Origin of the sequence: Neisseria sp. P0019.S002 (assembly GCF_051957155.1) — a bacterium.
Taxonomy (GTDB): Bacteria; Pseudomonadota; Gammaproteobacteria; order Burkholderiales; family Neisseriaceae; genus Neisseria; species Neisseria perflava.
Map to the genome: position 1 here is coordinate 344,840 of NZ_JBQCWS010000001.1, position 19,459 is coordinate 364,298.

General features: G+C 46.0%; 18 protein-coding genes and 7 tRNA genes. 12 read left to right on the forward strand and 13 right to left on the reverse strand.

Annotated elements, in window-relative coordinates:
• The first annotated feature begins 38 nt into the window (after positions 1–38).
• The 11 genes from ACTHTY_RS01610 (at position 39) to rfaD (ending at position 7,784) form a co-directional block, all read left to right on the forward strand.
• Positions 39–704 carry a hypothetical protein gene (locus ACTHTY_RS01610; RefSeq protein WP_440366253.1) on the forward strand — a complete coding sequence of 222 codons (666 nt, stop codon included), beginning with the start codon at positions 39–41 and terminating at the stop codon, positions 702–704.
• A gap of 49 nt (positions 705–753) precedes the next feature.
• Positions 754–1,305 (forward strand): DUF2059 domain-containing protein, encoded by a 552-nt coding sequence (locus ACTHTY_RS01615; RefSeq protein ID WP_440366254.1) that lies wholly within the window; start codon positions 754–756, stop codon positions 1,303–1,305.
• A 57-nt stretch (positions 1,306–1,362) separates the two neighbouring features.
• Complete coding sequence (locus ACTHTY_RS01620) at positions 1,363–1,545, forward strand: Trm112 family protein (protein WP_003679524.1); 183 nt, start codon at positions 1,363–1,365, stop codon at positions 1,543–1,545.
• Positions 1,542–2,303: a 3-deoxy-manno-octulosonate cytidylyltransferase gene (gene kdsB, locus ACTHTY_RS01625; RefSeq protein WP_440366255.1), complete on the forward strand. Its 762-nt coding sequence runs from the start codon at positions 1,542–1,544 to the stop codon at positions 2,301–2,303. Before ACTHTY_RS01620 ends, kdsB begins: the two co-directional genes overlap by 4 nt.
• An 11-nt stretch (positions 2,304–2,314) precedes the next feature.
• The gene (locus tag ACTHTY_RS01630) at positions 2,315–2,833 is read left to right on the forward strand and encodes a hypothetical protein (RefSeq protein ID WP_003746102.1); all 519 of its coding nucleotides are present in this window, start codon (positions 2,315–2,317) and stop codon (positions 2,831–2,833) included.
• A gap of 72 nt (positions 2,834–2,905) precedes the next feature.
• On the forward strand, positions 2,906–3,553 hold the full coding sequence (gene adk / locus ACTHTY_RS01635) for an adenylate kinase (protein WP_003682888.1): 648 nt from the start codon (positions 2,906–2,908) through the stop codon (positions 3,551–3,553).
• 190 nt (positions 3,554–3,743) lie between these two features.
• Entirely contained in the window at positions 3,744–4,115 is a 372-nt protein-coding gene (locus ACTHTY_RS01640; protein ID WP_223169050.1) for a helix-turn-helix domain-containing protein, read from the forward strand.
• 102 nt (positions 4,116–4,217) lie between these two features.
• Entirely contained in the window at positions 4,218–4,949 is a 732-nt protein-coding gene (gene pyrF, locus ACTHTY_RS01645; protein WP_440366256.1) for an orotidine-5'-phosphate decarboxylase, read from the forward strand.
• A 13-nt stretch (positions 4,950–4,962) separates the two neighbouring features.
• Entirely contained in the window at positions 4,963–5,634 is a 672-nt protein-coding gene (locus tag ACTHTY_RS01650) for an NAD(P)H-binding protein (RefSeq protein ID WP_440366257.1), read from the forward strand.
• Positions 5,635–5,675: 41 nt separating this feature from the next.
• Positions 5,676–6,638 carry a D-glycero-beta-D-manno-heptose-7-phosphate kinase gene (rfaE1, locus tag ACTHTY_RS01655; protein ID WP_440366258.1) on the forward strand — a complete coding sequence of 321 codons (963 nt, stop codon included), beginning with the start codon at positions 5,676–5,678 and terminating at the stop codon, positions 6,636–6,638.
• Positions 6,639–6,779: 141 nt separating this feature from the next.
• Positions 6,780–7,784, forward strand: coding sequence for an ADP-glyceromanno-heptose 6-epimerase (gene rfaD, locus ACTHTY_RS01660; protein ID WP_440366259.1), 1,005 nt, complete (start codon positions 6,780–6,782; stop codon positions 7,782–7,784).
• Between the two features lie 99 nt (positions 7,785–7,883).
• Here rfaD and ACTHTY_RS01665 read toward each other — a convergent pair whose 3' ends face one another.
• The 11 genes from ACTHTY_RS01665 to ccoG all read right to left on the reverse strand — a co-directional run bounded on the left by ACTHTY_RS01665 (position 7,884) and on the right by ccoG (position 14,354).
• Positions 7,884–9,893, reverse strand: coding sequence for an LTA synthase family protein (locus tag ACTHTY_RS01665; RefSeq protein WP_440366260.1), 2,010 nt, complete (start codon positions 9,891–9,893; stop codon positions 7,884–7,886).
• A gap of 386 nt (positions 9,894–10,279) precedes the next feature.
• Positions 10,280–10,369, reverse strand: a tRNA-Leu gene (locus ACTHTY_RS01670).
• A gap of 21 nt (positions 10,370–10,390) precedes the next feature.
• Positions 10,391–10,468, reverse strand: a tRNA-Cys gene (locus tag ACTHTY_RS01675).
• A gap of 10 nt (positions 10,469–10,478) precedes the next feature.
• Positions 10,479–10,552: transfer RNA gene (locus tag ACTHTY_RS01680), tRNA-Cys, on the reverse strand.
• 31 nt (positions 10,553–10,583) lie between these two features.
• Positions 10,584–10,659: transfer RNA gene (locus ACTHTY_RS01685), tRNA-Gly, on the reverse strand.
• A gap of 21 nt (positions 10,660–10,680) precedes the next feature.
• A tRNA-Gly gene (locus ACTHTY_RS01690) sits at positions 10,681–10,756 on the reverse strand.
• A gap of 24 nt (positions 10,757–10,780) precedes the next feature.
• Positions 10,781–10,856 (reverse strand) — tRNA-Gly (locus ACTHTY_RS01695).
• Between the two features lie 34 nt (positions 10,857–10,890).
• A tRNA-Gly gene (locus tag ACTHTY_RS01700) sits at positions 10,891–10,966 on the reverse strand.
• A 95-nt stretch (positions 10,967–11,061) separates the two neighbouring features.
• Positions 11,062–11,622, reverse strand: a complete 561-nt coding sequence (gene pgsA, locus ACTHTY_RS01705; RefSeq protein ID WP_003679552.1) for a CDP-diacylglycerol--glycerol-3-phosphate 3-phosphatidyltransferase — start codon at positions 11,620–11,622, stop codon at positions 11,062–11,064.
• Between the two features lie 677 nt (positions 11,623–12,299).
• Positions 12,300–12,866, reverse strand: a complete 567-nt coding sequence (locus tag ACTHTY_RS01710) for a FixH family protein (protein ID WP_440366261.1) — start codon at positions 12,864–12,866, stop codon at positions 12,300–12,302.
• 3 nt (positions 12,867–12,869) lie between these two features.
• Entirely contained in the window at positions 12,870–14,354 is a 1,485-nt protein-coding gene (gene ccoG, locus ACTHTY_RS01715) for a cytochrome c oxidase accessory protein CcoG (RefSeq protein WP_128580544.1), read from the reverse strand.
• A gap of 445 nt (positions 14,355–14,799) precedes the next feature.
• Here ccoG and tkt point away from each other — a divergent pair, with 445 nt between their 5' ends.
• Positions 14,800–16,779: a transketolase gene (gene tkt / locus ACTHTY_RS01720; protein ID WP_440366262.1), complete on the forward strand. Its 1,980-nt coding sequence runs from the start codon at positions 14,800–14,802 to the stop codon at positions 16,777–16,779.
• 263 nt (positions 16,780–17,042) lie between these two features.
• On the opposite strand, the gene ACTHTY_RS01725 is transcribed toward tkt, so the two are convergent.
• Both ACTHTY_RS01725 and ACTHTY_RS01730 read right to left on the reverse strand, forming a co-directional pair.
• Positions 17,043–18,464: a surface lipoprotein assembly modifier gene (locus tag ACTHTY_RS01725; RefSeq protein ID WP_440366263.1), complete on the reverse strand. Its 1,422-nt coding sequence runs from the start codon at positions 18,462–18,464 to the stop codon at positions 17,043–17,045.
• 121 nt (positions 18,465–18,585) lie between these two features.
• Positions 18,586–19,459: factor H binding protein domain-containing protein (locus tag ACTHTY_RS01730; RefSeq protein ID WP_440366264.1), on the reverse strand; the 874-nt coding region annotated here is incomplete at its 5' end.

Genomic DNA, 19,459 nt, shown 5'->3' on the forward strand with positions numbered 1-19,459 from the left:
TTAAAGATGATCTTCAAACTACGCGATAGGAGTAAATCATGAAGTTAAAATATTTGTTGGTCACTTGCGCAGCTTTATTTGTATCCACTCAAAGCCTGGCTGCTAAACCAAGTGATGAATCTGCAATGAAATGGTTGGAGATTCAAGGGATAGGCAGTAATTATAGCGAGAAAGTGCAACGTTCTTTGGAGATGGTGAATAAAGAGGACAATGAACGCTTGTTAACGATGACGCCCAAAGCTCAAAAACCGCAGATGAAGGCGGTCATCAGCCGTTATATGAAAAACATGCAAGACGATTTGAGCCGCCCTGAGTTGAAAAAACAATGGTTGGATGAAGAAAAGCGTGCCGTACAGAAAGTATTTACACAAGAAGAAGTCGATGTAACCAACCGTTTTTTCTCTTCGGCTCAGGGAAAAAATATTTTGAAAAAGATAAGAAGTTTCCAACAGCATGGTGGAAATCTTGAGGATATGTTGAGCCAATCGGATATAGAAAAGATGAATGAAGCATTTAGGCATGGTGCCGGTAAGTCTGCGCTCGAAAAAGTCAAGCATTTCGATAAGCTGAGTGATGAGATTATCCATAAAACCATGAGTCAAAACTACCTCAATGCAAGCAATAAATATACGCCTGCTTTTGAGGAGCAAACACATGATATTTTATGCAAAGGCAACCAACATTTGCCGAAGTGTGCCAAATAATTTTCCGACTATCTGAAAATATTTATTTTTTGTTGAAAGGTAGCAAAAGATGAAGCTGAAAACCTTATTATTACCCTTCGCCGCGCTGGCATTGTGTGCCAATGCGTTTGCCGCGCCGCCCAGTGATGCGTCGCTGGAAAAATGGTTAAATACGCAACATTACGAGCAAGATATTGAGTTAATTCTGAATGAGATTTTTCAAGAGGGATTTAAACCGCTTTCCGATACCTTGGTGGCTGAAGTCTCTAAAGAGAAGAAGGAAGAAGTGGAAAAAGCGGTTGTTCGTTATCGGGACATTGTTGTAAAGGAGGCCTTCACGCCTGAGTTGAAACAGACCATCCGCAGCCGATTGTTGAAAAGTGCCAAAGCTTCACTTACCCAAAAAGAAGTCAATGCTATGATTGTCAATCCATCCGGAAAGGCTGCTGAGTCTTTCCTGGATAAGAATATGGGCGGTCTGGAAGAATTGTTGCCGAAAAAATTACAGGAAGCTGCGGATCGGCATAAGCCTGAGTTTATCAAAGAATGGAGGCGGATTGCTTGCGGTGGCAAAAATCCCGAGCCGGTTTGTGCAAAATCTGATTCAAGCAACAAGCGATAACTTCGAACTGTCTGAATCATTTCAGACAACCTTGATATAACTACCGAAAGTAACCCCATGGAAAAAAAATTCTTAGACATCCTCGTTTGTCCTGTGACTAAAGGCAAACTCGAATACCATCAAGACAAACAGGAATTGTGGAGCCGTCAGGCGAAGCTGGCTTATCCGATTCGTGACGGCATCCCTTATATGTTGGAAAACGAAGCACGAGCGTTGAGCGAAGAGGAACTGAAAGCATGACCGAATTTGTCGTATTGATTCCGGCGCGGTTGGATTCTTCACGTCTGCCGGGTAAGGCTTTGGCCGATATTCACGGTAAACCGATGGTTGTACGCGTTGCCGAACAAGCAGCGAAAAGTGAGGCTGCGCGTGTTGTCGTTGCCACCGACCATCCCGATATTCAGACGGCCTGTCAGGCGCATGGTGTCGAAGTGGTCATGACTTCCAATCAACACGAAAGCGGTACAACGCGCCTTGCCGAAGCGGCCAATACGCTGAAACTGCCGCAACATCTGATTGTCGTGAACGTACAAGGCGACGAGCCTTTAATCGATCCCGAACTCATCAACCGTACGGCTGAAGTTTTGGTTGAAAACAATGTGCAAATGGCGACGGCCGCCCACGAATTGCACGATTTTGACGAGTTTATGAATCCTAACGTCGTCAAAGTCATCCTCGATAAAAACCGCAACGCCATCTATTTCAGCCGCGCCCCGATTCCTTATCCGCGCGACGCCATGCGCGCCGAAAAACGCGAATTACCTTCCGAAACAGCTGTTTTGCGCCACATCGGCATTTATGCCTATCGTGCAGGTTTCCTGCAACGCTATTCGGAAATGGATATTTCTCCTTTGGAAACCATTGAATCTCTGGAACAATTGCGCGTCCTGTGGCACGGTTATCCGATTGCCGTTGAAATTGCCCAAGAAGCGCCAGCCGCCGGCGTGGATACGCAGGAAGATTTGGACAGGGTAAGGGCTGTGTTCGAGGCCGTCTGAAAGGAAAAAACATGAATGATTTACGCCATTTGAGCCGTGACGAACAAAAACTGCTTGCCGATGTCGCTTTGCTGGTCAAAGACGACGATCAAGAGTTCAACTACGAAATGTTGAAAGTGGCCGCGCCCGACGAGGCCAGCGGCGAATTTTGGTTTCGCATGGCAGAAATGCTCAGCACCCTGCCGCCCAACCAATCCTTAGATTTGCGCATGACCGGCGGACGGTTGGCGGTCGCCGTATCGATTTTATCGGTGTTGTTGCAGGAAAGCCCCGACATTCCCCAGCTTTGGGCGCAAAAAGTGATTGCGCTCAACTATCTGGCACACGGCCATCGGACACGCGCCCTCGGTTTGGCGCAACAGCCGGACAAAGCGGCAGAAGCCAACGAGGAAGAATATTTGGCAAAAGCCTTGTCCCAAAACCTACTTTCCACGTTGAAAGACGCATTGGAACGCTTCCCCGAAGACAGCTGGTTTATCGAAATGCGCGATGATGCGTGGCAGCACTTTGGCGCAGAACAGGCCGTCTGAAGTTTTGAACGATAAACGCAAGGCGTGTAGAATTAAACAAACATCAAATCCATAAACCAAGAAGGACTCATCATGAAAGTATTACTGTTGGGCGCACCCGGCGCAGGCAAAGGCACTCAGGCCCAATTCATCACCGCCGCATTCGGCATTCCCCAAATTTCTACCGGCGACATGCTCCGCGCGGCCATCAAAGCAGGCACTCCGCTGGGTTTGGAAGCAAAAAAAATCATTGATGAAGGCGGTTTGGTACGCGACGACATCATTATCGGTATGGTCAAAGAGCGCATTGCCCAAGACGACTGCAAAAATGGTTTCCTGTTTGACGGTTTCCCTCGCACATTGGCACAAGCCGAAGCCATGGTTGAAGCCGGTGTGGATTTGGATGCTGTGGTTGAAATCGATGTGCCTGACAGCGTGATTGTCGACCGCATGAGCGGCCGCCGTGTGCATTTGGCTTCCGGCCGTACTTACCACGTTACCTACAATCCGCCTAAAGTCGAAGGCAAAGACGACGTAACCGGCGAAGATTTGATTCAACGCGACGACGACAAAGAAGAAACCGTGAAAAAACGCCTTGCTGTTTACCACGAGCAAACCGAAGTTTTGGTTGATTTCTACAGCAAACTGGAAGGCGAACACGCGCCGAAATACATCAAAGTTGACGGCACTCAGCCGGTAGAAGCCGTGAAAGCCGAAGTATTGAAAGGTTTGGGCAAATAAGTTTTGTCAAAGTAAAATCATGAGGCCGTCTGAAAAAATATTTTCAGACGGCCTTTTGCTGTTATATAAAGGTTAATAATCTCTGTTATTTGAGGTAATAGCAATAATAGCCAATATTATTAGTTTTAATAAGAAAAGTAAGCCACCTATTGCAAATGGAAGTACGGCGAGGCATAGAAGAAATGTAAGCATGATAGTTATCCCAGTTGTTTTAATTGATAGTCTAAATACTACGTTATTCGTAGTAAATAATCAAGAGAAATATACGAAATTCGTAACTTTGATTTTTAGGATAGAAGTTATGAATTTACAAGAAGTTTTTACAAGGCGATTTAAAGAAGCGAGAAAAGCGAAAAATTTGACGCAGGAGAAGCTGGGACTGGCGATAGGATTAGATGAGTTTGTGGCAAGTACGCGTATTAATCGTTATGAGAAGGGAAATCATCAGCCTGATTTGAATACTTTGCAGAAAATTGCTGAAGTATTGGAAGTTCCGCCAGCCTTTTTTTTCAGTGATGATGAATTTTCTGTAAAAATTTTAGATTTATATAAGAATAATTAAGGTGTGTTGTGATGAGGCCGTCTGAAAAAATACTTTCAGACGGCCTTTTGTGTACAAAAGCTGTTAAAATCGAAGCTATAACCGTTTATCTGCAGGCATCTTATGAATCCCTTAATCTCCGACTTCCAAACCCAGCAACAACGCACTCCCGTTATCGTCGCCCTTGATTTTGCCAACGAAAAAGACACGCTTGGATTTGTCCGCAACCTTGACCCGACATTGTGTCAAATCAAAATCGGCAAAGAGCTGTTTACCGCGACCGGCCGTAGTTTGGCAGAAAGCTTAATCAATCAAGGTTTCAAACTTTTCCTTGATTTGAAATACCACGATATTCCCCACACCGTCGCGCAAGCATGCAAAGTTGCCGCCGATATGGGCGTTTGGATGGTCGATATGCACGCATCGGGCGGCCGCCGCATGATGGAAGCCGCCGTAGAAGCCGTTGCCGGATATCACACCAAGCCGCTTTTGATTGGTGTAACCGTGTTGACCAGCATGGAACAAAGCGACTTGGCCGAAATCGGTTTGAACATCGCCCCTGAAGAACAAGTCATCCGCTTGGCGAAACTGGCGCAAAGCTCAGGCTTGGACGGCGTGGTATGTTCCGCTCAAGAAGCTGCACCATTGCGCCGTGAATTAGGACAAGATTTCGTCTTGGTTACACCGGGTATCCGCTTGGACGTTGCCGGCAATAACGACGATCAACGCCGCATCATGACACCGGCCGAAGCATTGGCGGCAGGCTCGACTTATCTGGTAATGGGCCGTCCGGTAACCAAAGCTGCCGATCCGGTAGCCGTATTGCGTGATGTTAATTGGGTAGCCAACGCTTAAGGCCGTCTGAAGTATGAAGGCGATTGTGATTGGCGCGACAGGCGCAACAGGAAAAGCCTTGTTGCCTCTGCTTGCAGCCAGTTCAGAGGTTGAGCCTATTGACTGTTTTGGTCGCAGACATCCTGATTTTACCCACCAAAAGCTAAATAGCCGTCAGATTGATTTTTCTCATCCTGATGATTGGCGTGAAGAAGTGCAGGGCGATGTATTGTTTGCCTGCTTGGGAACAACCCTGAAAGCAGCAGGAAGTAAAGAAGCGCAATGGGCTATCGATTATGAAGCTAATCTTGAATTTGCCAAAGCAGCCAGACAAAACGGCGTCAATGCTTTGGTTTTGATTTCTGCTTCTGGTGCAAATTCTGCTTCGAGCCTGTTTTATCAACGGATGAAGGGCGAATTGGAGCAAGCAGTCATTGCTTTGAATTTTCCACGCCTTATTATTTTCCGCCCGCCCTTATTGATTCGTCCGAATAGCGATCGATTGGGTGAGAAAATAGCCGAACGGATTTTGCATGGATTCGACCGTATCGGCCTGATGAAAAGCCAACGTCCGCTTGCTGTCGAAAAATTGGCGCAAGCCATGCTGAAAGCGGTGTTGTTGTCATATCATGAACAGGCGTCGTACTCGAAAAACCATATGCAGGTATATGAGCCTCAAGATATTTTTAGGCTGTTAGATCAATAATCTGATAACAAGCCTTATACAGAGATTTTAATGGAGCCAGTATGGTAACCAAGTTCCAACAAGAAACCCTCAAATCCCGTTTTGCACAAGCCAAAGTCCTGGTTGTCGGCGATGTGATGCTCGACCGCTATTGGTTTGGCGATGTGTCCCGTATTTCTCCTGAAGCCCCTGTGCCGGTGGCGAAAATCGCCCGTATCGACCAGCGGGCGGGCGGAGCGGCAAACGTTGCGCGCAATATCGCCTCATTGGGCGGTAAAGCAGGGCTGTTGTCCGTTACCGGCGATGATGAAGCTGCAGATGCACTGGATGCGTTGATGGCGCAAGACGGTGTTTCTTCCTATTTGATGCGCGACAAGCAGATTGCGACTACTGTCAAACTGCGCGTTGTTGCTCGCAACCAGCAGCTTATCCGACTTGATTTTGAAGAGCCGCCGCATCGTGAGGTATTGGAACAAATCAAGCAGCAATACCGCGAAGTGTTGCCCGAATATGATGCCATTATTTTTTCAGATTACGGCAAGGGCGGTCTATCGCATATTTCCGATATGATCGATTGGGCGAAACAGGCCGGTAAACCTGTTTTAATCGACCCCAAAGGCGACGATTACGAAAAATATGCCGGCGCTACGCTGATTACGCCGAATCGTGCAGAATTGAAAGAAGTGGTGGGCAGCTGGAAAAACGAAAACGATTTGACCGAAAAAGCTCAAAACCTGCGCCGTCATCTTGATTTGAATGCGATTTTGCTGACCCGAAGCGAAGAGGGCATGACCCTGTTCAATGAGGGCGAGCCGATTTATCAGCCTACACGGGCTCAAGAAGTCTATGATGTATCCGGTGCGGGCGATACCGTTATTGCCGGAGTGGGCTTGGGTTTGGCGGCAGGCTATACCATGCCCGAAGCCATGCACCTTGCTAATACGGCAGCAGGCGTTGTCGTGGCAAAACTTGGTACGGCGGTTTGCTCGTTTGCCGAATTGACCAAGGCATTGGAAGAGCAATAATGATTGTTTCAGACGGCCTTAAAATTCTAAATGCCGTCTGAAAATAAGAGTTGGAAAATAATCCAGACAGAAAAGTTTTTATTTTCAGACGGCATGATTACTTCAAGGCCGTCTGAAAAATCAAAATAAAGGAAACTCATTATGACCATTATCGTAACAGGCGCGGCCGGCTTTATCGGCAGCAACATCGTCAAAGCACTTAACCAGCGCGGTATTACCGACATTGTTGCCGTTGACAATTTGAGCAAAGGCGAAAAATTTAAAAACCTTGCCGAGTGTGAAATTGCACATTATCTCGATAAACATGAATTCATCCGCCAAGTGCGCGGCCATCTTCTGCCTTACGAAAACATCGAAGCCGTCTTCCACCAAGGCGCGTGTTCCGACACTATGAACCACGACGGCCTCTACATGATGGACAACAACTATCAGTACACGCTCGACCTCTTGGATTGGTGTCAGGACGAACGTATTCCGTTCCTCTACGCTTCCAGCGCCGCCGTGTACGGCAAAGGCGAAATCTTCCGCGAAGAGCGCGAACTGGAAAAACCACTCAATGTGTACGGCTACTCTAAATTCTTGTTTGACCAAGTATTGCGCCGCCGCATGAAAGAAGGCCTGACCGCCCAAGTCGTCGGCTTCCGCTACTTCAACGTATATGGACAGCAGGAGCAACACAAAGGCCGTATGGCATCCGTCGCCTTCCATCATTTCCACCAATACCGAGAACACGGCTATGTTAACCTGTTTGGCGCCAATGACGGCTACGGCAACGGCGAGCAAACACGCGACTTTGTCAGCGTAGAAGACGTTGCCAAGGTTAACCTTTACTTCTTCGATCATCCCGAGCTTTCAGGCATCTTCAATCTCGGTACAGGCCGTAGCCAACAGTTTAACGATCTTGCCGCTGCCACCGTCAACGCTTGCCGTGCGGCCGAAGGCAAGCCTGAAATGAGTTTAAAAGAGCTGGTTGAAGAAGAACTTATCCGTTATATCCCATTCCCAGATGCACTCAAAGGCAAATATCAGAGCTTTACTCAAGCGGACATCACCAAGCTGCGCGAAGCCGGGTATAAAGAAGAATTCTTGGATGTAAAACAAGGTGTCAGCCGTTACGTTAAATGGATGCTGGAGAACTTGGTTTAATAAATAGTACAGTAATGTTGTCTGAGAATAAAACCGACTTACCTGTTTGGGTAAGTCGGTTTTATTTTACTAAGATAGTATAAAAACTTGGTTGTCTTCTTAGTGATGGGTAGTTGCAATACGGTTAATTTGCCAATCTAAAAATTGAGTGTAAACACTGCCTCGTTCAATAAAAGGTATATCTTCAGCAGGTGGTTGGCTGATTTCAGCTTCTGCCGTCTGCAGTCCCTGATTGTTCCAACGATGGAACTCCTGATTGCTTAAATTATAAAAACCATGTTCAGTTACTAAAACTTCGGGATTATAACCATAGCCACACCATGAAGAATCACCAGTAGATGCAGTCAAATTACAACCAGTTTGATAATAGGGTATTTCTGATAGGCTAAGATTATATAACGTTGGCAGAATGTCTTTATGTGAACCTGCACGCTCAGGATGATATTCTGCATTGGAGCGATAAGTAGGTGGAACATAAAGATAGAATGGTACACTGTGGCCAAGGGCAATTTCATTAGGTGCAGGATAACTGATTGCGCGCATATTATGGTCTCCAGTTGCAGCAATAATAGTATCCGGTGCAATAGATTTTGTATGACTAATGAAGCGTCCAAGTTGGTCGTTGCTATATCGGAATGTGTTAAAAATCTCATTCAATTCTTTTCCTGTCGCTAGACTGGAAAGTCGCTGTTTTTCTTGCTCTGTGAGATGAAAATCTTTAGCTTGGTTAGGTTTAGGTAATTGATAGGGGGGGTGATTAGTTACTGATAGCATCATGATGAATACGGGAGTATTATTTTTTCTTGCTTGTTTCAACTCGTCTTCTGCATATCGGAACATAAATTCATCAGGTACTCCCCATGTGCTGGATTGGGCTTCAGGGTAGCGTGCTTTAATCGCATTTTCATCAATAATTTCATGTACACCCAAATGACGCAGAAAACTATCAAAATCACGCCATCCCCCATTGCCGGCAGTGATATACACAATACGATATCCTGCATCAAGATATGGTTTAAACATGTTTCCAGGAAAAGTTTTATTTTTAGCGGCAGATTGGCTAAGGTTAAGGCGTGGGCTACGAATAAAAAAACGGTGTAGTGAGTCGCTAGTGCCATCACCCTCAGAGATAAAACGTGAATAAACCCAATCTTCTTTCCAATGTTTATCTAATTCACCTAATAGATCTCGTTCAGGCGTATTTAGAGAAAGCAAGTGTGTACTCATACTTTCCATAACTGCGAATACGACGTTGGGCTTACGTTGTTCAACAATTAAATTTTTATTAGTTTGTGTAAATAAGCGATTTAAATTGGCATCAGCTTTTTGATTTTGTAGACGATTCATCAGTTCAATACCATCTGAATCGGTAACTTCGACAAAATTATTACTGTTTCGATGTTCTGCAAAAGCCCAATTTAAAGAAATTAGTGCATTGGGAACTAATTTATTTATTTGCGGTAAGGTTGAAATCTGCATGGAGGTTTGACGTAAAGGGAATTTACCAAATGAACCACGTATACCAATACTTAAGATTAAGATAGGTATCATTATGATAGCAGCCCAATTTACTTTGCTTTTAGCAGTAGCAGAAAAAGAGTATCTGCTAATTTGGGAAAAATATTTCCAAAAAAGGGTTACTGCTATGGCTAAAGCAATTAATCCCCAAATAATTGGGAAATCGGACCAAATAGTTTTGAGTACGGCTACAGTATCTTCCTCTGCAAGACCAAAAATAAAAACATCGAATTGGCGTTCGTAGACTCCATAATAAAACCAATTCCCTATAGCCAGAGCAGAAACGATAGATAACAATACTGTAGACAATAGAGCTTGAATCCGTCCATATGCTACAACAGTTTTTGAATTTAATAAGCTGAATAATCCCAGTAAAAATGGTAATGCCGTTAATACAGAAGCAGCTTTGATATCAAATAATAACCCTTTGAGCATAAGCTGGATAATATCCTCGGAATAACGACTACGGATATCATCTGATAGATAATAGTATGACATTAAACACCGTTCAATAAAAAGAATTAGAACAGTGCAAAGCCATAATGAAAAAGAATTGCATAGAATTTTTTTGTAGGCAAGTAGACGAGACATTTTGTAGATATGTAATAAGTATTTAAAACGATGTTATTTTATAACCCTTTAAGGTTTTAAACTAGCACATGATTTTTATAAAAATTATACGATATGATAATTTGATTTCTGAAAGGAAATAGATATATGTCTTTTTATTTTTATAAAAAAATAATATATTGAATTTAATATAATATTCTATATTGGTTGGAGAAATTTGTTTTTAAATTGGTATCTTTTACAGCAATACAATTAATCTAAAATAAGAATAATTTAGTGGTTTAAATGAATCTCTTGTCCTAGATAGAATAGTGGGTATTTATAACTACAAAGCTGTTAATGGGCTATCTTTACTATTATTATGCGTGGATAGTAGATAAAAAAAATAACCGCTTAAAAGCGGTAAATGGTGCCCGGAGCCGGAATCGAACCGGCACGGCCGGTTTAGGGCCGACGGATTTTAAGTCCGTTGTGTCTACCTATTTCACCACCCGGGCGTAGACAGTAAATTGAGAAATTGGAGGCGGGGGCGCGGATTTGAACCGGCCTGTATAAGGGTTGCACCCCTTATAGCATAAACACTCTGCCACCCCGCCATGAAAGGGATGGAGGCGAGAGTCGGAATCGAACCGGCGTAGACGGATTTGCAATCCGCTGCATAACCACTTTGCTATCTCGCCAAAACTACGTTTGAGTGTTGTAGTATGAAACTGGAGCGGGAAACGAGTCTCGAACTCGCGACCTCAACCTTGGCAAGGTTGCGCTCTACCAACTGAGCTATTCCCGCGTATTCGGATGCATGATTTAATGGAGCGGGAAACGAGTCTCGAACTCGCGACCTCAACCTTGGCAAGGTTGCGCTCTACCAACTGAGCTATTCCCGCATTTGAGTGCATCTGAAATTAAACTGGAGCGGGAAACGAGTCTCGAACTCGCGACCTCAACCTTGGCAAGGTTGCGCTCTACCAACTGAGCTATTCCCGCATATTGAAAAAGAACAATCAACAAGTAATCAGAATGGAGCGGGAAACGAGTCTCGAACTCGCGACCTCAACCTTGGCAAGGTTGCGCTCTACCAACTGAGCTATTCCCGCTCTGATAGTTTGTTGCTTCGTATATCGAAGAAGTCGCAATTATTATGGATTTAATCGTGTGCGTCAAGTGTTTTGTTTTTATTTTTTTAAAAATTTTATTTGAATTCTTTCCATGCCATTTTCAGGTAGTAGCACATGGACCAGATGGTCAATACAGATGCTATAAACATCAATATGTTACCAATGAGATAGAAAGGGTCGTTATATTTGTCCGTACCGATAAGCAAAAGGAAGATGGCGATCATTTGGGCAGTGGTTTTGAATTTGCCGATAGTGGCCACTGCAACGCTGCCGCGTTTGCCCATTTGTGCCATCCATTCGCGCAGGGCGGAAATGGTAATTTCTCGTCCGATAATAATCATGGCGAAGATGGCGTATGTTCTGCCAAGGCTGACGAGCAGGAGTAGGGCAACGGCAACCATGAGTTTGTCGGCAACGGGGTCGAGGAATGCGCCAAAGTCGGAGGTTTGTTTCCAGCGACGTGCTAAAAAGCCGTCAAACCAGTCTGTAATAGCTGCAAGTGCAAAGATGATGGCGGCTGTCCAGTTGACGGTTTGTGGTTGAATCCATGTGTTCGGTAAATAGAATAGGATGGTGAACACGGGGATTAATAGGACGCGCATCCAGGTAAGTAAAATAGGTATGTTCCAAGGCATGGTTTGGGACCTTTTGGACGATGTGTCGGATTGTCCATTATAGCTTATTTGCTCACTGGGCTTTTTTGAGTGTTGTTTTTTTGCCGACAAGTAACGTGGGCAAAGGGCTTTGTTATTCGGGTTGTGAAGAAAGTCTGTTAAGGCCGTCTGAAAAATGGGTTGTTGCGGGGTGTAAATGTTTTTGGGTAGAAAAGTAGCTGCGAAATAGTGAGCAATAAGGTCTGCCTGCTGTTCGATATTTAATTGGTTGATGTGGGGTAAGGGGATGGGATAGGTGTAAGCTTTGCGTTTTCTGTATCCGCCTTTGAGCATGATGAATAGGCCGGAAAGCCAAACTTTGTGACCGCGCTGGTGTTGCCAGACATGTGTCAGCTCATGAATCAGCCAAATTTTGTAGGCTATGCCGGCTTGAGTGAAATCTTCGGGGCAGTGTTTACGCGGAAAGTATATGTTTCCATTGGGCGCAATGGCGGTATTGGCGTTGGGTAGAAGTGGAATGCCGCGATATATTTTGATGCGGTGGAAGTTTATGCTGTCTGCAAAAACTTGTTTTGCCATACGGACTTCATTTTCGGTCAGTCTGCGCCAATCGGAAAAAATCATATTTGGAAGGGAATATAAGAGGGTATGAAGATTTCAGGCCGTCTGAAAAGGTTTCAGACGGCCTGGGTCGGGATTTATTGTTCTGTTGAAGCGGCTTGTTTGCCGTTGTCGAACAATTTGTCCATAGGCGTCAGATTGACTGCGTTGCCTTGGCTGACTATCCATTTGTTTTCAACACGCCATACGCCTGAGGCATCTTCAACGCGCAAGTACCAATGATTGGTTGGGCGTAAAGGCTTAAAGACGGCTTCGTATTCCATGCGGCCGTTTTGTGGTTCGGCTGTTACGGCGCGCAGCTTGACGGTTTGGTCATCGGCTTTGCGCGTTGGGTGCATCAATAATAGGTTTAATGGCTGTTTGGCATCGAATTGTCCGCTGACGAATACTTTGGCGGCATTCATATCCGGACTGATTAAGACCTGCACCTGAATTTGCCGTTTAACGGCTTCTTCATCGCGGTGAAGTTGGATTTCGATGTGTTTGCCGTCTTTGTAGTAATCGTCAGACACCAAGTCTGTCGTGTGTTCTTTTGCGACGAAGAACATGGAAACGCTGGCGATAACGACGAAGATGGGGCCGGCCATCAGCACCCAGGGCCAAATATGTTTGTACCAAGGTTTGATTTTGGGTTGTGGGGACACCGTTTATTCTCCGATAAAGGTTGCTTTTTCTTCTAAAGTAGTCGGTTTGGAGTCGGCAGAGCCGGTCTCGTGATAGATAAAGGTAAATTCAATCGGATGGCTGCCTTTGTCGGCGTATTCGGGAATGGTAGATACCTGTACCGGGATGGTAACGGTTTCCCGCGGCGCAATTTTAATACCGTTTTCAGGCAGACCGGTCAGTGCGATTTCGTCAAAGCCTTTGACGGTTGCGGTCATCAGTTGTTCGTTTTCACTATTGTTGATAATGCGCAGGTTATAGGCATTTTCCAACCAGCCTTGGCTGTTTTCGCGAACCATGACGCCACGGTCTTTCAGGATATCGACTTCGACCATTTTTCGGGTGGAAATGCCGACCAGGAAGGCGATGATGACCACCAGGAGTACTGCGCCATAACCGGCTACACGCGGACGTTTCAAGCGTTTTTTGATATCGCTTTCAGGGTATTCGTGTTCCAACGCGCCTTCGGTCGTATAACGGATCAAGCCGCGCTCGTAGCCCATTTTGTCCATGATTTCGTCACAGGCATCGATACATGCCGCGCAGCCGATACATTGGTATTGCAAACCGTCTCGGATGTCGATACCGACGGGGCAGACTTGCACGCACATGGTGCAGTTGATGCAGTCGCCCAAGCCGCTGTCTTCTTTGTTGGCGGTTTTCTTACGTGCGCCGCGCGGTTCGCCGCGTTCGGTATCGTAAGAAATAATCAGCGTGTCTTTGTCAAACATTGCACTTTGGAAACGTGCATACGGACACATATGCAGACACACTTTTTCGCGCATGATGTGGGCGAAGAAGAAAGTCATGAATCCGTAAAATGCTGCGGCAAACATTGCGCCGCCGCCTGCTGCTCCGGTGAATAAATCGGGAACAAATTGACGGATCGGGACAAACCAGCCTGCAAAAGTGATACCTGTCCATGCGCAGACAAGGAAAATCAGCAGGTATTTGGTGGCCTTAATGCGAATTTTAGTAAAGTTCCAAGGCGATTTTTCCAGTTTTAGGCGTTTGTTTCTATCGCCTTCGACCAAGTTGTCAATCCACAGCATAATTTCGGTGTAAACCGTTTGCGGGCATGAATAGCCGCACCACAAACGACCGGCAATGGTTGTCCACCAAAACAATCCGAATGCGCAAATCATCAGCAGTAAGGCAAGGTAAATCAAATCGCCCATACCCAGCGACAGTCCGAAAATGAAGAAATGACGGTCAGGGATATTGAATAAAACCGCCTGACGGCCGCTCCAGTTGAACCATGGAATAACATAAAATACAAACTGGGTCGCCAATACGGCGGCGATACGCAGTTTGGCAAAGCGTCCTTCCGCCTTTTTAGGATGGATGCGTTCGCCTTCGGGATGGATTTGAATCACGCTGGATTTGGGTTTGGAAGGTTTGGGCGGAGTGGCTTTTGCTGTTTTTTCTGTTGAGGGTGAGGTGTTTTCAGCTTGGTTTTCTGGTGACATTTCAGTGTTCCTTGATGAAGTGCACACAAGCCTATTGTCATGGTAGTAGTTTGATGTGAATATTTTCAGACGGCCTTTCGCGTGCATACAAATCATAACATTTGACTCTATTCAAAGCAAAAGAGGGACTTCGTCTTAACGATGGATTCCTTGTGGCCGTTTGATGTAGGACCGTCTGAAAAGGGCAGTATTCAAAGGTTTACGAATCAGCCTGTATGCAAACTTATAGTGATTTGCTATTTACACGATAAAAATATATAAAGCACTGTTTCAAAACGAAATAACAGTTAATATCATCTATCCTATCCGCTTCAGACGGCCTATTGGAAATCATGCCGTCTGACAATGCAAATATCAAAGGCTATTCTTGAAAGCACGGCTGATTCAGGCGATAATCGGCACACCTTTTTTCATATTTCCAATCTTGTCCAAGGAAGGTCAAACCATGTCTCAACTGGCAAACGCAATCCGTTTCCTCTCAGTCGATGCCGTACAAAAAGCCAACTCAGGCCACCCGGGTGCGCCTATGGGTATGGCGGAAATGGCAGAAGTGTTGTGGACGAAGTTCCTCAATCATAATCCGGCCAACCCGAAATTCTACAACCGCGACCGTTTTGTCCTCTCCAATGGTCATGCTTCCATGATTCTTTACAGCCTGTTGCACCTGACCGGCTACAACGTTTCTATTGATGATCTGAAAAATTTCCGCCAACTGCACAGTAAAACCCCCGGCCATCCTGAATATGGCTACACCGACGGCGTGGAAACCACGACCGGCCCATTGGGACAAGGTATTGCCAACGCTGTGGGCATGGCTTTGGCCGAAAAAATCTTGGCTGCTGAATTCAATAAAGGCGGTTTAAACATCGTTGACCACCACACCTACGTCTTCATGGGCGACGGTTGTATGATGGAAGGCGTGTCGCACGAAGCCTGTTCGCTCGCCGGCACTTTGGGCTTGGGCAAGCTGATTGTTTTATATGATGACAACAATATTTCCATTGACGGTAAAGTGGATGGTTGGTTTACCGAAAATATTCCGCAACGTTTTGAAAGCTACGGCTGGCAGGTGATTCCAAATGTAAACGGTCATGATACCGATGCCATTCAGACGGCCATTGAAGCAGCCAAAGCCGAAACCGGCAAACCGTCCCTTATCTGCTGCAAAACCTTAATCGGTAAAGGCAGCGCCAACAAAGAAGGCAGCCATAAAACCCACGGTGCGCCTTTGGGTGCGGACGAGATCGAAGCCACGCGTAAACATTTGGGTTGGGCTTATCCTGCGTTTGAAATCCCTCAAGAAATCTATGCAGCATGGGATGCAAAAGAAAAAGGCGCTAAACTTGAGGCCGAATGGAACGAACTCTTCGCTCAATATCAAGCCAAATATCCTGCCGAAGCCGCAGAATTTGTGCGCCGCATGGATAAAAAACTGCCGGACAACTTCGATGCATACGTTCAAGCCGCATTGAAAGAAGTATGCGCCAAAGCAGAAACCATCGCCACCCGTAAAGCCAGCCAAAACAGCATCGAAATCTTGGCAAAAGAGCTACCTGAATTGGTAGGCGGTTCTGCCGACTTGACTCCGTCCAACCTGACTGACTGGTCAAACAGCGTTTCCGTTACCCGCGAACACGGCGGCAACTATATTCACTACGGCGTGCGTGAGTTCGGCATGGGCGCAATCATGAACGGCCTTACCCTGCATGGCGGTGTTAAACCATTCGGCGCGACTTTCCTGATGTTCAGTGAATACGAGCGTAATGCTTTGCGTATGGCTTCGCTGATGAAAATCAACCCTGTATTTGTGTTCACTCACGATTCCATCGGTTTGGGCGAAGACGGTCCGACCCACCAACCTATCGAGCAAATCGCCACCCTGCGCCTGATTCCGAATATGGATGTATGGCGTCCATGTGATACCGTTGAATCTTTGGTAGCGTGGTCTGAAGCCGTTAAAGCGGCCGATCATCCGTCCAGCCTGATTTTCAGCCGTCAAAACCTGAAATTCCAAGCGCGTGATGAGCAACAGCTGAACGACATCAAACGCGGTGCTTATGTAATCAGTGAAGCTCAAGGCAACGCACAGGCGATTGTAATCGCGACCGGTTCTGAAGTTGAATTGGCTTTAGAAGCGCAAAAAGTATTGGCAGAACAAGGTATCGCAGTACGCGTTGTTTCTATGCCGTCTACCAATGTATTCGACCGCCAAGATGCCGCCTATAAAGCCGCCGTTCTGCCGGAAGGCTTGCCACGCGTAGCCGTAGAAGCAGGACATGCCGACGGTTGGTATAAATACGTCGGTTTGAACGGCGCCGTGGTCGGTATCAACCGCTTTGGCGAGTCTGCACCTGCTGACTTGCTGTTCAAAGAATTCGGCTTTACCGTAGACAATGTGGTTGCCACTGTTAAATCCGTTTTGTAAATCAGATTTTTGATTGAGATAAAAAGGCCGTCTGAAATTTCAGACGGCCTTTTTCTAGGTCTTACCGTTTGGATTTGCGAATACGATGAGTTCTAATTCAAATAGAAACGCTTTAATCAGCATCATTTCCGAGTTTGTGGGGAATTACTTTTCATTTAGCAACTGTTTTCAAATACTTGTTTCTTAGAATTTCCGACGTCCTTCCACCTGTGTAGGGAAAAAGGCTGATTGAAACGGCATGTTTTGCTCCCATCCCTGTTATATTAAAACTGTTTCTCCACACTGATGAATGTCTGCATATTCTTGCGGGAATAGAAGCCGCTCATATTACTGTCGATTTTCAGATAACGGAAATTCAAATGCGGTACTAAGCCTTTCCATGAAATTTTATTGTGCCAAATAGAGGCATTTGCCTGATATTCATGGTCTTTACGGGTCAGACGATACACCAGGCTACCCGGAGTATCAAAGGTACGGCGAGCGTAGCTCAGGTTGGTGCGGATGCCGAATCCGTTCTCAAACGCTTTCGCCGCGCCGAAGCGTATGCCCTTGCGCACGGATGCCTGCTCCGCTTCTTTGGTCATGTCATGCGACCAGTCCATGCCTCCGTAAATCAGCCAGTTTTTTGGCGCAGAGTACGCCAGCGTTGCACCCGCCAGCGGCATATGGCTGTTGTAACGCATTGCCGAATCGCTGTCTCGATAGTATTTTTTGATATATCCTGCATTGATCGAGAGCCGCCATTTTTCGTTCAGACGACGTGAAAAGTCGGTATGGATACCGGTTTCACGATTATAGCGTTTGCCGCCCAGCCAGTTTTGCTCGGCAAACGGTACAACCCCGAAAGATTGCACCGCCGAACGGTTTTTATAGCCTGCCGCCAAGCGCAGGCTTTGCTCGTTAAAATCCTGATTGTCCCAATAATGCACGCCGTCGCCGCTCAGGTTGCCGTAAACAAAATGATGCCCGCCCATGTTGATTTCGCGCGATACGCCGGCGCCGTAGCGGATACCGTGCGCCTTTTGCGGCAGGCTCTCAGCGGTTTTATTCCAGCGTCTGCCGTTCCATTCTATAACGCGCTCGGATGAGGCATTGTTCACATTATCGGTCTGCTCGTATTGCAGTGAAACATCAGGCTGCCAGCTTTGCGCTGATTCAATGGCGGCAAGATAATGGTCGGCAAGTTGCTGCATGGGCGGCTGCAAATCCGGTTTTGCCCGTTTCAATTCCGCCTTTGCCTCGCGGTACTGTTTGTTTTCAAACATCATTACGCCCAAATCGAAACGCGGATACGCCAAATCGGGATGTTTCGCCAAAATGCCGCGATAGAGCGATACAGCTTCATCATGCCGCAACTGACTGCGCCGCAACGCGCCTAAAGCATAATCGTATAAAACGGCATCCCGGTCGGGCTCGGCTTTATATTGCGTCAACAAACCTTCCAATGTCTTCCAGTCCCGTCCGATTAATGCGCGGTTGATCTGTGCTTCCAATGAGGAATCGGCAGGAAGGTCGTCTGAAAGCCTCTGTTCTGCAGGTTTGTCGTCGGTAAATTCTTTTGAGGGCGTTTCGCTGTTGGGTTGTTTGTCAAAAAATACAGGTGTAGGTACACGGACAACGGGTGTTTCGGCAAGGGCGGCTGATGTGAAGGAGAATATTAGTAAGACGAGATGGTTTTTATTCATTTTATTCAGTAGGGTATGGATCGTATGAGTATTCTGTCATTATACGGATGACGCGGTAAAAATGGTCGAAAAGGTCGTCTGAAACGGTTTCAGACGACCTTTTGGTTATACTACATCCAAATTAGTGGGAGCCGGCGAAACCGATTTCACCGTCATTAACCGTACCGACGATTTCTTCCGCCTTAGGGCCGAAGAAGCCGAGCGCATAATCGCCACGGTTGGAAGAGCCTTGAATACCGTATCCCTTAATTTCGGTGTTATCGATTTCGTTGGTGTAGCTGCCTTCTCGAATAGACGCTTCGTGCAGATTGATATCGCTGCCGATTCCGGTAATTGTGCCACTGCCTTTTCCGTTGTCAAAGTTAACAGAGTACGCCAATTTGCCCTGACTTACACCATCGCTTGCAATACCTGAGTAGTCAAATTTGCCCGCAGTCGGCAGGGTTTGGGTAGTTTGACCTTTAATCAGGATATAAGTATCGTCAAGTTTTTCTGATTCATTGACTCCTGATCCTCTAACTGTTGTATTAGTCGGATTGATACCTGCAATCAAAGAATAGTTTTGGCGGTAAATATGGGCTTTACCACTTCGGGTAACGGTGTAATTGTTACCAGAAGCATTTGCAATGGCAGTTTCTTGGAAGTTTTGATTGAGCTTTAATTCTTTGAGCGGGTATCCAGATAAATTAATATTGCTGCCGCTGCTGGATTGATTGCCCAGTGTTACATTGTATGATTTAACAGTTGCCCCCGGTGCTCCCAAATCTTTTGCTAATTTTTGAATATCCTCAATTGCGTTGGTTTTCAACCCGCCGTATGAAACCGAAAAGTCAACGCGTGGTGTAGCGTTGCCGGAAGTATTGCTATTGTTGCCGGAAGTATTGCTATTGTTGCCGGAAGTATTGCTATTGTTGCCGGAAGTATTGCTATTGTTGCCGGAAGTATTGCTATTGTTGCCGGAAGTATTGCTATTGTTGCCGGAAGTATTGCTATTG

What these genes read in the sequence shown, in the direction of transcription:
- ACTHTY_RS01610 (WP_440366253.1), top strand. Translation starts at nt 39, where the DNA reads ATGAAGTTAAAATATTTGTTGGTCACTTGCGCAGCTTTATTTGTATCC.
- ACTHTY_RS01615 (WP_440366254.1), top strand. Translation starts at nt 754, where the DNA reads ATGAAGCTGAAAACCTTATTATTACCCTTCGCCGCGCTGGCATTGTGT.
- ACTHTY_RS01620 (WP_003679524.1), top strand. Translation starts at nt 1,363, where the DNA reads ATGGAAAAAAAATTCTTAGACATCCTCGTTTGTCCTGTGACTAAAGGC.
- kdsB (WP_440366255.1), top strand. Translation starts at nt 1,542, where the DNA reads ATGACCGAATTTGTCGTATTGATTCCGGCGCGGTTGGATTCTTCACGT.
- ACTHTY_RS01630 (WP_003746102.1), top strand. Translation starts at nt 2,315, where the DNA reads ATGAATGATTTACGCCATTTGAGCCGTGACGAACAAAAACTGCTTGCC.
- adk (WP_003682888.1), top strand. Translation starts at nt 2,906, where the DNA reads ATGAAAGTATTACTGTTGGGCGCACCCGGCGCAGGCAAAGGCACTCAG.
- ACTHTY_RS01640 (WP_223169050.1), top strand. Translation starts at nt 3,744, where the DNA reads ATGATAGTTATCCCAGTTGTTTTAATTGATAGTCTAAATACTACGTTA.
- pyrF (WP_440366256.1), top strand. Translation starts at nt 4,218, where the DNA reads ATGAATCCCTTAATCTCCGACTTCCAAACCCAGCAACAACGCACTCCC.
- ACTHTY_RS01650 (WP_440366257.1), top strand. Translation starts at nt 4,963, where the DNA reads ATGAAGGCGATTGTGATTGGCGCGACAGGCGCAACAGGAAAAGCCTTG.
- rfaE1 (WP_440366258.1), top strand. Translation starts at nt 5,676, where the DNA reads ATGGTAACCAAGTTCCAACAAGAAACCCTCAAATCCCGTTTTGCACAA.
- rfaD (WP_440366259.1), top strand. Translation starts at nt 6,780, where the DNA reads ATGACCATTATCGTAACAGGCGCGGCCGGCTTTATCGGCAGCAACATC.
- ACTHTY_RS01665 (WP_440366260.1), bottom strand. Translation starts at nt 9,893, where the DNA reads ATGTCTCGTCTACTTGCCTACAAAAAAATTCTATGCAATTCTTTTTCA.
- pgsA (WP_003679552.1), bottom strand. Translation starts at nt 11,622, where the DNA reads ATGCCTTGGAACATACCTATTTTACTTACCTGGATGCGCGTCCTATTA.
- ccoG (WP_128580544.1), bottom strand. Translation starts at nt 14,354, where the DNA reads ATGTCACCAGAAAACCAAGCTGAAAACACCTCACCCTCAACAGAAAAA.
- tkt (WP_440366262.1), top strand. Translation starts at nt 14,800, where the DNA reads ATGTCTCAACTGGCAAACGCAATCCGTTTCCTCTCAGTCGATGCCGTA.
- ACTHTY_RS01725 (WP_440366263.1), bottom strand. Translation starts at nt 18,464, where the DNA reads ATGAATAAAAACCATCTCGTCTTACTAATATTCTCCTTCACATCAGCC.